General features: G+C 67.5%; 10 protein-coding genes. 5 read left to right on the top strand and 5 right to left on the bottom strand.

Annotated features, from left to right (window positions below; genetic code table 11):
• Positions 1-4: 4 nt before the first annotated feature.
• The 3 genes from AncyloWKF20_RS07060 to AncyloWKF20_RS07050 are packed head-to-tail and all read left to right on the top strand — an operon-like array spanning position 5 to position 2687.
• The gene (locus AncyloWKF20_RS07060; RefSeq protein ID WP_279317173.1) at positions 5-328 is read left to right on the top strand and encodes an XdhC family protein; all 324 of its coding nucleotides are present in this window, start codon (positions 5-7) and stop codon (positions 326-328) included.
• Positions 328-1029, top strand: a complete 702-nt coding sequence (locus AncyloWKF20_RS07055) for an XdhC family protein (RefSeq protein WP_279317172.1) — start codon at positions 328-330, stop codon at positions 1027-1029. Before AncyloWKF20_RS07060 ends, AncyloWKF20_RS07055 begins: the two co-directional genes overlap by 1 nt.
• A 53-nt stretch (positions 1030-1082) precedes the next feature.
• The gene (locus AncyloWKF20_RS07050) at positions 1083-2687 is read left to right on the top strand and encodes a molybdopterin-binding/glycosyltransferase family 2 protein (protein ID WP_279317900.1); all 1605 of its coding nucleotides are present in this window, start codon (positions 1083-1085) and stop codon (positions 2685-2687) included.
• Between the two features lie 3 nt (positions 2688-2690).
• Here AncyloWKF20_RS07050 and bcsS read toward each other — a convergent pair whose 3' ends face one another.
• Together bcsS and AncyloWKF20_RS07040 are read right to left on the bottom strand one after the other, a co-directional pair.
• Entirely contained in the window at positions 2691-3470 is a 780-nt protein-coding gene (gene bcsS / locus AncyloWKF20_RS07045) for a cellulose biosynthesis protein BcsS (RefSeq protein WP_279317171.1), read from the bottom strand.
• Positions 3471-3624: 154 nt separating this feature from the next.
• Entirely contained in the window at positions 3625-4083 is a 459-nt protein-coding gene (locus AncyloWKF20_RS07040) for a DUF488 domain-containing protein (RefSeq protein ID WP_279317170.1), read from the bottom strand.
• Positions 4084-4284: 201 nt separating this feature from the next.
• Here AncyloWKF20_RS07040 and AncyloWKF20_RS07035 point away from each other — a divergent pair, with 201 nt between their 5' ends.
• Positions 4285-5760 carry an ATP-binding protein gene (locus AncyloWKF20_RS07035; RefSeq protein WP_279317169.1) on the top strand — a complete coding sequence of 492 codons (1476 nt, stop codon included), beginning with the start codon at positions 4285-4287 and terminating at the stop codon, positions 5758-5760.
• A 61-nt stretch (positions 5761-5821) separates the two neighbouring features.
• Here AncyloWKF20_RS07035 and AncyloWKF20_RS07030 read toward each other — a convergent pair whose 3' ends face one another.
• The 3 genes from AncyloWKF20_RS07030 to AncyloWKF20_RS07020 all read right to left on the bottom strand — a co-directional run bounded on the left by AncyloWKF20_RS07030 (position 5822) and on the right by AncyloWKF20_RS07020 (position 9062).
• Positions 5822-7150, bottom strand: coding sequence for a TRAP transporter large permease subunit (locus AncyloWKF20_RS07030; RefSeq protein ID WP_279317168.1), 1329 nt, complete (start codon positions 7148-7150; stop codon positions 5822-5824).
• Positions 7150-7776 (bottom strand): TRAP transporter small permease subunit, encoded by a 627-nt coding sequence (locus AncyloWKF20_RS07025; RefSeq protein WP_279317167.1) that lies wholly within the window; start codon positions 7774-7776, stop codon positions 7150-7152. Before AncyloWKF20_RS07025 ends, AncyloWKF20_RS07030 begins: the two co-directional genes overlap by 1 nt.
• A 146-nt stretch (positions 7777-7922) precedes the next feature.
• Positions 7923-9062 carry a TRAP transporter substrate-binding protein gene (locus AncyloWKF20_RS07020; RefSeq protein ID WP_279317166.1) on the bottom strand — a complete coding sequence of 380 codons (1140 nt, stop codon included), beginning with the start codon at positions 9060-9062 and terminating at the stop codon, positions 7923-7925.
• 268 nt (positions 9063-9330) lie between these two features.
• Here AncyloWKF20_RS07020 and AncyloWKF20_RS07015 point away from each other — a divergent pair, with 268 nt between their 5' ends.
• Positions 9331-11547 (top strand): esterase-like activity of phytase family protein, encoded by a 2217-nt coding sequence (locus AncyloWKF20_RS07015; protein WP_279317165.1) that lies wholly within the window; start codon positions 9331-9333, stop codon positions 11545-11547.
• Positions 11548-11699: the final 152 nt, after the last annotated feature.

Raw genomic sequence — 11699 nt, 5'->3', positions numbered from 1 at the left:
GATCATGTTCGCGCGTGAGGAAGATGTTCTGGAGGCCGCGGCACGCTGGCGCCAGGAAGGCCATGGCGTGGCACTCGCCACGGTTGTGCAGACCTGGGGCTCGGCGCCGCGCCCGGTCGGCAGCCATCTGGTGATCGACGAGGCCGGCCGGTTTCTCGGCTCGGTCTCCGGCGGCTGCGTCGAGGGTGCGGTGGTGGCCGAGGCTGCCGAGGTGATCGAGGATGGCCGCCCGCGTCTGCTGGAATTCGGTGTCGCGGACGAGACGGCGTGGCAGGTCGGGCTCTCCTGTGGCGGGCGGATCAGCGTCTATGTCGAGAAGGTCGCCTGATGGACCTCGCCCTTCTGCAAATGCTGAATGCCGAGCGCGCCGCGCGCCGGGCGACGGTGCTCGTCACCGAACTCGGTTCCGGGCGCCAGCGTCTCGTCCGTCCGGCCGAGGTGGACGGCGATCCGCTGGCGGAGGCTCTCGGTGAAGCGTTTCGCACCGGCAAGAGCGCGCTGATCGAATCCGGCAATGAGCGGGTGTTCCTTACCGCGCAGGTGCCCTCGCCGCGGCTCATCATCACCGGCGCCGTGCATATCTCTCAGGCGCTCGCTCCCATGGCGGCGATGGCGGATTTCAGCGTCATCATCATCGACCCGCGCACCGCCTTCGCAACGGAAGACCGCTTCCCCGGTGTCGACATCCGCGCCGAATGGCCGGATGTGGCGCTCCCCGAGCTGGGGCTCGACCCCTTCACCGCGCTGGTGGCGCTGACGCATGATCCGAAGATCGACGATCCGGCACTCGCGGCGGGGCTCAACGCGGGTTGCTTCTATATCGGCGCGCTCGGCTCGCGGAAGACCCATGCGGCACGGCTGGAACGGCTCGCCGAGCGCGGCCTCGCGCGCGAGCAGCTTGCGCGCATCCATGCGCCCATTGGCCTCGATATCGGCTCGGTGAGCCCGGCAGAGATCGCGGTCTCCATTCTCGGTGAGATCATCGCCGATCTGCGTCGCAAGCCGCTGCGCCGGGAGAAGGCGGCGTGAGGTTCGCCCGCCTGCCGCTCGCCGAGGCGGAGGGCGCCATCAATGTCCACGCGCTGCGCGTACCCGGTGCCGAGCTGCGCAAGGGCGCGCGGATCGATGCCGCCGCGCTCGCCGCGCTGGCTCAGGCCGGTATTACCGAGATCGTCGCGGTGCAGCTGGAGCCTGGCGATGTCGACGAGGACGCCGCCGCCGCCGAGATCGCCGCGGCGGTGAGTGGCGACCATGCCGCGGTCGATGCCGCCTTCACCGGCCGCGCCAATATCCGTGCGGCGGAAGCGGGCGTTCTCGTTGTCGACCGTGCGGGGATCGACGCACTCAACCGCATTGACGAGGCCGTGACGCTGGCGACGCTGCCCGCCTTCGCTGCTGTCGAGGCCGGGCAGATGATCGGCACGGTGAAGATCATCCCCTTCGCCGTGTCCGCCCCCGCCATGGCGGCGGCGCGGGCCGCCTGCGGCCGGGTGATCGAGGTCGCGCCCTATCGGCTCAAGCGGGTGGCGGTCATTTCCACCCTTCTGCCGGGATTGCCGGAAAAGGTCATCGCCAAGACCCTGCGCGTAACGGCTGCGCGGCTCGCTCCGATGGGGGTAGGGATCGCTCTCGAGCGCCGGGTGCCGCATGACGAGGCGGCGCTTGCGGTGGCGATCGCGGAGGTGCGGCAGGCAGGGGCGGAGCTCATCATCGTGTTCGGCGCCTCGGCGATTGCCGACCGGCGCGACGTGATCCCGGCCGCCATTGAGGCCGCGGGCGGCTTGGTCGAGCATTTCGGCATGCCGGTCGATCCCGGCAATCTCCTGCTGGTCGCCCGGCTTGGTGCCGTGCCGGTGCTCGGCGCGCCGGGCTGCGCGCGCAGCCCGAAGGACAACGGCTTCGACTGGGTGCTGCGTCGGCTGGTGGCGGGTCTGCCGGTCACGCGCGACGACATTACGGGCATGGGCGTGGGAGGCTTGCTGATGGAGATTCCCTCAAGGCCGCAGCCGCGCGAGAGCGTGGCATCGACCGGGCTTGCCGGCGCGGTGGTGCTGGCGGCGGGGCGCGGGACGCGGATGCCGCATGCCCACAAGCTCACCGCCGATCTCGGTGGCGCGCCATTGCTGCGGCGTGCCGTGCAGGCGGCGCTTGCCTCACACGCCCGGCCGGTGATTGTCGTGACCGGCCACGAAGCCGAGAGGGTGCGCGGGGCGCTGGCGGGGCTCAATGTGCGTTTCGTCCATAACCCCGCCTATGCCGAGGGCCTGTCCACCTCGCTGCGGGCCGGCATTGGCGCGCTGCCGCCGGAGGTGGATCGGGCCGTGGTGCTGCTCGGCGACATGCCGAAGGTCGAGTTTGGGCTCGTGGACCGGCTCGCGGGTGCGCTCAATCTCGCCGAGGGGCGGCTGGTCGCCGTGCCGGTCAGCGAGGGGCGGCGCGGCAATCCCGTTGCCTGGTCGCGGGCGCTGTTCGGCGACCTCATGGCGCTGTCGGGTGATGTCGGGGCGCGTCATCTCATCGCCGCCAATGCCGAGGCGGTGGTCGAGGTGCCGGTGGAGGGCGAGGGCGCCTTCCTCGATATCGACACCCGCGAGGAGCTGGAGGCACTGGCGATCCATGAAATCGCCACCCATGCCGATGTCGATGCCGCGGCCGCCCTTGAGGGCATGAAGGCGGAGGACGCCTGAGCCTCAATAGGGCATGTAGACCGACAGGGTGAGATAGGCGCCATCCGTCTCGTCCGAACTCCAGCGCCAGCCGCCGGCGGCGCGCAGCTCCTGCCCCTTGACAGGCACTACGAGAAAGCCGCCCAGCCGGGCGTCGCGGTCCGGCCAGTCCGAGGTGGCGGCGGTTTCGACACCGAGTTCCAGCCACTCGAGCATCCGCCAGCCGGCGGCGAAACGCGCGGTGGCGGCGCTGTCGGCGGTGGTAGCGCTGATCGCGGCGGACAGCGTGCCGCGCTCATCCCAGCGATAGAACCACTCGGCGACCAACTTGCCGCCATAGCGCGTGCCCTGGTCCTGATTGGCGGGATCGGGCAGGTCGAGCTGGTTGTCGATCATGGCAATGCCCGCATAGAGCGCCAGAGCGTGCGGACCGCGCAGCGTCTGCCAGCCGATGAGCGCCTCCGCTTCGGTCTTGCTCACGCCGTTCCAGCCGCCGGCGACGTCGGCGGTCTCATAGCGGTAACGCCCGCCGCCGCCCTGAAAGCGTAGGCGCAGGCCGTCCTCGTCCATGCGGGCAAAGGGCGCCCATGCGAGGCCTGCCCAGCCATAGGAGGTGTCGCGGGCCATGTCGCTGCCCGCATAGAAATAGAGCCGCCGCTTGAAGCTGTCGGTAAGCGGATCGGCCGCCGCCAAAGGCGCGAGACCTAGGGCGAGCGGCAGCGCTGCGGCCCATGCGGCGAGGCGCAGGACCGGGATCGGACCCGCGGCCGCGCGGGTACGCGTCGGCGCAGGCGTACCGGTCATCGGCGCGCTCATCGGCTGAGAGATTGTACGAAATGCAACCCATCCGAGCACCTGCGGATGGTTGTATTCAATCAATCTTGAATTGAATCGCGCCCGCTGATTCGGTCCGAACCGTGATTTTATGCAGGTTTGGAGAGGGGATCGTGCAGCCGGCTCACACCGGCGGGGCGAACAGGTGTTCGATGGGGGCGCCGACGCGCTCGCAGATGAGATCGGCCACCATCTGCCGGTGGCAATGTTCGGGGTGCCGCTCGAAACAGAGGACGCAGACGCGGCGTCCGGCGCGCACCAGCTCGGTCAGCTCGTCGAGCTGCTCCTGCGCCGTCGGCGTGGCCAGATGCGCGTCATAGATGCGACGCAGCTCACCATAATGGCCGCTGCGCGCCGCTTGCCGGCCCTCGGCCGGGGTGCCGAGCCCGCGCAGGTGCAGATAGCCGATGCCGCGTTCGGAGACGCCGGCGGCGAGATGGCTTTTCGAGAAGCCGGCACGGCGCGAGGCGGCGACCGCCCGCACATCCACCAGAAGGTCAACCCCCGCACCGGCCAGCGTGTCGAGCACGGCGGAGGAGGAGACCTGTTCGTAGCCGATGGTGAAGAGCGGAACCAATGCCATCTGGTGAGCATGGACGGCCCTTGCCGCCTTGTCGAGGCTGGCCGCTCTGCGCGCCGATCCCCGTTTGTGTCTTGCCGGGGCGGGCCGAATCTGTGGACTTCTCCGGCGGTGGCGGCTGGCCTCCCGCGCGCGCGTGCTAAACCTCCGCAGGCTCGGCCGTGCAGCCCTCGGCGTGCCCCTGACAGGATTCGACAGTCGCAGATGAAGATCGGTATCGAGCTCGGAAGCAGCACCGCCGGCCAGCCGGTACGGCTCGATCTGGAGGAGCTTCTGTCCACCCGCCTGCTGGTGCAGGGGAATTCGGGTTCGGGCAAGTCGCATCTGCTGCGCCGCCTGCTGGAACAGAGCGCCGGCCATGTGCAGCAGGCGATCATTGATCCGGAAGGCGACTTCGTCAGCCTCGCCGACCGCTTCGGCCATGTGGTGATCGATGCCGAGCGCACGCAGGGCGAGATTCAGCGCATCGCCGCCCGCATCCGGCGCCACCGGGCCTCGGTGGTGTTCAACCTTGAGGGGCTGGACGCCGACGCGCAGATGCGCTCGGCCGCCGCTTTCCTCAACGGGCTGTTCGAGGCCGAGCGCGAATATTGGTACCCGATGCTCGTGGTGGTGGACGAGGCGCAGCTTTTCGCCCCCTCAGGTGCCGGTGAGATTTCCGACGAGGCGCGGCGCGTTTCGCTGTCGGCCATGACCAATCTGATGTGCCGTGGCCGCAAGCGCGGCCTTGCCGGCGTCATCGCCACGCAGCGCCTCGCCAAGCTCGCGAAGAATGTGGCGGCGGAAGCCTCGAACTTCCTGATGGGCCGCACCTTCCTCGACATCGACATGGCCCGCGCGGCGGACCTGCTCGGCATGGAGAAGCGGCAGGCCGAGAGCTTCCGCGATCTCAACACCGGCTCCTTCGTGGCGCTCGGCCCGGCGCTCTCGCGCCGCCCGCTGGCGCTCAAGATTGGCTATGTCGAGACCGCGAGCCGCAATGGCCGCCCCGAGCTGATGCCACCCCCGGAGCTGGGCTCGGCGCAGATCCAGGACCTGATCTTCGACGATCTTGCCACTGAACCGATGCCCACCCCGGTACGGCGGGTCGAGGCGCGCCCGGTCGAGGACATCATCGAGACCCTGGAAGAGGCGCGGCCGCCGGAGCCCGTGCCGGTCGATCCGGAAGCCGCCGCCGCCTTCGAGGCCGAGCGCGAGGCACTGGTCGCGGAGATTGTCCGCCAATTCGTGGCTGATGGCGATGCGCCGTTCCGCTCGGCCGCCTCGCTCTACCCGGATTTCCTCGTTCATTGCCGGGTGCGGCGCGTGGGCTCCAAGGTGCCGGACCTTGCCGACTTCACCCGCCGCCTCGCCATCGCACGCGCCGGGCTCGACGGACGGGTTGACAGTGAGGAATGGGGCCGGGCGGTAGAGCAGGCCTCCGGCCTGCCGGAGGAGATGCAGGGCGTGTTCCTGCTGCTCGCCCGCGCCGGCATGGAGGGCGCGCCCTCGCCGGCGGATGAGGTGCTGGCCAAGGCCTATGGCAGCCGCTCGCCCTCGCGGGGGCGCTGGCTGCTCACCTATATGGAAGAGCGCGGCCACCTCGTCTGCGAGGCGGATTTCCGGGGGCGGCGCGTGGTGCGCTTCCCCGCGCTCGGCTGGAAGACCGCGCCGGGTGACCCCAAGGCACTGTCGGCCTGAGCGGCGCTCCAGTCATGAAAACGGGCCCCGCGGAGCCCGTTTTGCGTGAGGCTTTGGGCTCTCAGCCGCCATACAGGTAGTTCGGCAGCCACAGGGCGAAGCCGGGGAACATGTAGAGCAGCACCATCGCGAAGATGACGATGTAGATGAAGGGCATGACGCCCGAGAAGATCTGCTCGATCGTCACCCCCTTCGGCGCCACGCCCTTCAGATAGAACGGCGCCATGGCGACGGGCGGCGACAGGAACGAGGTCTGCAGGTTCAGCGCCACCAGCACCCCGAAGAAGATCGGGTCGATGTTGAAATGGTCGAGCAGCGGCAGGAAGATCGGCAGGAAGATCACGATGATCTCCGTCCATTCCAGCGGCCAGCCCAGCACGAAGATGATCGCCTGGGTGAGCAGCAGGAAGCCGATCGGGCCGAGATCGAGGCTCATGATGAACTCCTCGACCAGCCTCTGGCCGCCCAGCAGCGCGAACACCGCCGAGAATACCGCCGAGCCGACGAAGAGCCAGCACACCATGGCCGAGGCGCGGGCGGTGAGGAACACCGAATCCTTCAGCTTGGTGAAGCTGAAGGTGCGGTAGGCCAGCGCCAGCAGCACCGCGCCGAAGGCACCGATGGCAGCCGCTTCTGACGGGGTCGCGAGGCCGAGGATGATGCAGCCAAGCACCGTGACGATCAGCGCGACCAGCGGCAGGAACGAGGTCAGCAGCGCCCAGATGATGGTCAGGGCCGGAATGTTGCGTTCCTCCGCCGGCAGCTTCGGTGCCAGCGACGGGTTGATCATCGCGCGGATGATCACATAGGCGATGTACATGCCGGCGAGCGCGATGCCGGGGAAGAAGGCGGCGGCATAGAGCTTCACCACCGAGACGCCAGCCGTGGCGCCGTAGAGGATCAGCATGACGCTCGGCGGGATGAGGATGCCGAGGCAGCCACCGGCGCAGACCACGCCCGAGGCGAGCTTGGTGTCGTAGCCGGCACGCAGCATGGCCGGAAAGGCGAGCAGGCCCATCAGCGTCACCACGGCGCCGACGATGCCTGTGGCGGTGGCGAACAGCGCGCAGGTGATCAGCGTCGCCACGGCGAGGGAGCCGGGGATCCAGCCGGCCGCGAGCTGGATGGAACGGAACAGCCGGTCGAGGATGTTCGCCCGCTCGATCACATAGCCCATGAACAGGAAGAGCGGGATGGAAATCAGCACGTCATTCGCCATCACCGAATAGGTGCGCTGGACGAAGAGGTTGAAGATGCTGTCCCCTTGCGTGAAGTAGCCGAAGCCCACGCCCAGCGCCATCAGCGTGAAGGCGATGGGAAAGCCGAGCATCAGGAAAATCAGGAACAGCACCAGCATCAGGATGCCGAGGGCGGGGTCCGAAAGAAACATCACAGCGATCCCCGCGTGGTGGATTCACGTTCGATGGCGTTGAGGACGGCTTCGGGATCGTCCTTTGTGGCGGCTTCTTCGAGGATGATCTTCTCCATCTCCTCGACGTCGTGGAGGCGCTGGGGCCAGTCGCCGTCACGGATGCAGATCAGGCAGCGCACCACCTCGACGATGCCCTGCAGCAGCAGGAGCACGCCGGTGATGGGGATCAGCGCCTTGAACGGCCAGATCACCGGGCCGTCGGGGCTGAAGGAGGAGTGCTCGTTGAGCATGTAGGAGAGCTGGAAGTAGTTCCAGCCGGCATAGATCAGCGCGAGAATGCCGGGGAAGTAGAACAGGAAGAACAACACCAGGTCGCTCTTGGCCTGCGTCCGCGGCGACCATTTGCGGTACATGAAGTCGCCGCGCACATGGCCGTTGCGCGAGAGCGTGTAGGCGCCCGCCATCATGAACAGGGCGCCATAGAGCATCAGGCTGACATCGTAGGCCCAGGTGGTCGGATCGCGCAGGACATAGCGGCAGAACACCTCGTAGGTGATGGCCAGCATCAGGACGACGATGCACCAGGCGAAGGTCTTGCCGACAAAGGCGTTCAGCCGGTCAACGCCGAGCAGGAGGGATTGCATGGGACGGGCCTCGTCACGTGGGCACGCTTGAGGCATGGGCCGGCGCGGGGCCGCACGAAAGCGGCCGGCGCGGCGTCATGCCGGGGAGAGCAGCGGATGCGAAACGCCCCCCTCCGTAGCCGGAGAGGGGCGCCATCGGCGGTGGTTCAGGCCGTCTTGAAGAAGTGGTCGTAGGCGAACTTCGAGTCCGGCTCATATTCCAGCCGGAAGCCGACGATCCGCTTGGCCCATGCCTTCTGGCTGTCGACGACCTTCTTGAACACCGGGTCGGCGGAGAGGTTGGCGATGACCACGTCCCAGGCCTTGAGCTGGGCCTCCAGCACGGATCTGGGGGTCTGCAGAACCTTGACCCCGCGCGCCTTGATGGCCTCGAGATCCTTCGAGTAACGGTCCTGCGCCTTCCACATCATGGTGGCGGAGGTGGCGTCGGACGCGCCCTTGAGGATTTCCTGAACGTCCTTGGGCAGCCCGTCGAACTTGGTCTTGTTGAACAGGATCTCGAAGCATTCGAGCGCCTGATGATAGCTGCCGAGCATGTAGACCTTGGCGACGTCCGGGAAGCCGAGCACCAGGTCGGAGGAGGGGTTGTTGAACTCGGCGCCGTCGAGCAGGCCACGGTCGATGGCCGGCACGATTTCGCCGCCCGGTACGATGGTGACCGCCGCGCCGAATTCCTTGAACAGATCGGCGCCGAGGCCAACGGTCCGGTACTTCATGCCCTTCATGTCGGCGGGGCCGGTGATCTCCTTCTTGAACCAGCCGAGCGGCTGGCTCGGCATCGGCCCGGAGAGCATGCCGACCACGTTGAGCTTCAGCGTGTTCTGCACGAGGTCGTCATAAAGCTCCTGGCCGCCGCCATAGCGGACCCAGCCGAGCAGCTCGTCGGCGTCCCAGCCAAAGGCGGGGGCGGTGCCGAACAGCGAGAAGGCCTTGTTCTTGCCGTACCAATAGGCGGCGACGCCGTGACCGCCGTCGAGAATGCCGGACGACACCGCGTCGAGCATCTGGAAGGCGGGGACGACCGAACCGGCCGGCAGGATTTCCAGTTCCACGCGCCCGCCCGTCATCGCATTGACGCGCTTGACGTAGTCGCCGGCGAATTCGTGGAAGATGTCCTTGTTCGGCCAGGTGGACTGGAACTTCAGCTTGATGGGCGCCTGGGCATGCACCGCCGGGGCGGCGACCACGCTGGCGCCGGCCACCGCGGCCGCGGTGGTCATGAAACGGCGACGGCTTGTGCGGACGTCCTGACGCAGGTCCGCATTCTTCCCTGACGTGTCGGTCATGGGGATTCCTCCTATGGCGTTTCCTCGCGGGTCGAGCCCGCCGGGCGGCGCTTTTGCGCCTTGTCCCGATGCGCCAAGGAGACGATGACCCAAGGGTAAGTGCAAGCTCTAAATATCGGCATTTGCGGCGAAATGTTTCGACAAAAGTCGAATACTTCGGTGCCTTTGCGTCCGGCGCCGGCGGTTGCCGTCATGCCTCTGTCACGCAACGCCTTTTGAAGTGCGCGCCAGAGCGGGGCCTGCCCCCGCGTCAGACGAGGATTCTCCCATGCGCTCGCTTCTTCTCGCCGGTGTGTCCGCCCTGGTGCTGGGCCTTGCCCTGCCTGGCGCGCAGGCCCAGTCGCCCGCGCCGGTGTTCAACCGCATCGCCACCTTCAACGTGATCGACAACCTGCCGGCCGGTGCGGATGCCGCGAAGCCGACCTCGGCGGAAATCATCACCTTCACCGAAGACGGCAACACGCTGATCTACAGCGACAGCCCCGGCCAGCGCATCGGCTTTGTCGACATCACCGACCCGGCGGCGCCCAAGCCCGCGGGCGTGGTGGCGCTCGAGGGCGAGCCGACCACCACGGTGGTGATCGGCGGCAAGGCCTATGTCGGGGTGAACACCTCGGAGTCGAAGTCCAAGCCCTCCGGCCATCTCGCGGTGGTCGACATCGCCTCGCGCAAGGTCGAGGACAAGGTGGATCTCGGCGGCCAGCCGGACGCCGTCACCAAGAGCCCGGACGGGCGCTTCCTCGCCATCGCGATCGAGAATGAGCGCGACGAAGAGGTGAATGAGGGCGCCCTGCCGCAGCTGCCGGCCGGCAACCTGACCTATTTCGAGGTCAAGGACGGCCGTGTCGTCGACGCCTCGAAGAAGGTCGTGGAGCTCACCGGCCTTGCTGCCGTCGCCCCCGAAGACCCGGAGCCGGAATATCTCGACATCAATTCCAAGAACGAGGTGGTCATCACCCTGCAGGAGAACAACCACATCGTCGTGGTCGATCTCAACACCGGTAAGGTGACCGGCAGCTTCTCCGCCGGCACGGTCTCGCTCGACAAGATCGACACCAAGAAGGACGGGGTGATCGACCTCACCAGCGCGATCAAGGACACGCCGCGCGAGCCCGATACGGTGCAGTGGCTCGACGATGACCGCTTCGTCATCGCCAATGAAGGCGACTGGAAGGGCGGCACGCGCGGCTTCTCCATCTTCGACAAGACCGGCAAGCTGCTGTTCGACTCCGGCGTCGCGCCCGAACACATGGCCGTGCGCGTCGGGCACTATCCCGACAAGCGCAACAAGAAGGGCATCGAGATGGAGGGCGCGGAAGTCGCCACCTTCGATGGCCAGAAGCTGATCTTCGTCGCCTCCGAGCGCGGCTCGCTGGTCTATGTCTATCGCGACAAGGGCGGCGCGGAGGCCCCGGAGTTCCTGCAGGTTCTGCCGGGCGGCGTCGGGCCGGAGGGCCTGATGGCGATCCCCAAGCGCGACCTGTTCGTTACTGCCGCTGAGACCGATCTGCGCGAGGATGGCGGGATCGGGTCCGTCGTCACCGTGTATCAGCGCCAGCCCGGCGCCAAGCCGGCCTATCCGACCATCCTCTCCGAGAATGGCCCGGACGGACTGCCGATCTGGTGGTCGGCGCTTTCCGGCTTCGCGGCCGATCCGAAGGAGCCCGGCAAGCTCTACGCCGTGACCGACAGTGCCTATGCGCAGGCGCGCATCCTCACCGTCGACGCCACCAGCCTGCCGGCCAAGATCACCAAGGCGACCGTGCTTACCGTGGACGGCAAGCCGGCCAAGGGGCTCGACCTCGAGGGCATCGCGGTGCGCCCCGAGGGTGGCTTCTGGGTCGCCTCGGAAGGCAACCCGGAGAAGAAGGAGAACCCGACGCAGAACCTTCTGGTGCGGGTTGATGCCGATGGCACCGTCGCCGAGCAGATCGCGCTGCCCGAGGCGCTGGCCGCGCAGGCGACCCGCTTCGGCTTCGAGGGCGTCGCCGTCACCGGTTCGGGCGCCGACGAGACCGTGTGGCTCGCCGTGCAGCGCGAGTGGAAGGATGATCCGAAGGGCTTCGTGAAGATCCTCGCCTACAAGCCCGCCGACAAGAGCTGGACCTATGTGCGCTACCCGCTCGACAAGCCGGCCAAGGGCTGGATGGGCCTGTCCGAGCTGACCGCCTACAAGGACGGCTTCCTCGTCATCGAGCGCGACAATCAGGTCGGTCCGAACGCCAAGACCAAGAAGCTCACCTTCGTCTCGCTGAAGGGCGTGACCCCGGCTGCGCTTGGCAGCGAGGCTCAGCCGCCGGTTCTCACCAAGACCGAGGTGAAGGATCTGCTGCCGCTGCTCGCCGCCCCGCATGGCTATGTGCTCGACAAGGTCGAGAGCTTCACCATTGACGCCGTCGGTAACGCTTTCATCGTCACCGACAATGACGGCGTGGACGGCTCGTCTGGCGAGACCGAGTTCTTCGCCATCGGCACGCTGAACTGATCCGGCGGCCGATCTCCGGCTGATCCTTGCCTGACCCAAAGGCGGGCGCCGCGCGGCGCCCGCCTTTTTGCTGCGTGGCTGCTGGCTTTGTCCGATGGGGAATGACCACACTGGTCAGCGCATCCTCCGTCTGGTTTCAATGGCGGAGTGTC

The sequence above is a fragment of the Ancylobacter sp. WKF20 genome (assembly GCF_029760895.1).
GTDB lineage: Bacteria > Pseudomonadota > Alphaproteobacteria > Rhizobiales > Xanthobacteraceae > Ancylobacter.
This window is presented reverse-complemented; position numbering and strand designations above follow the sequence as displayed.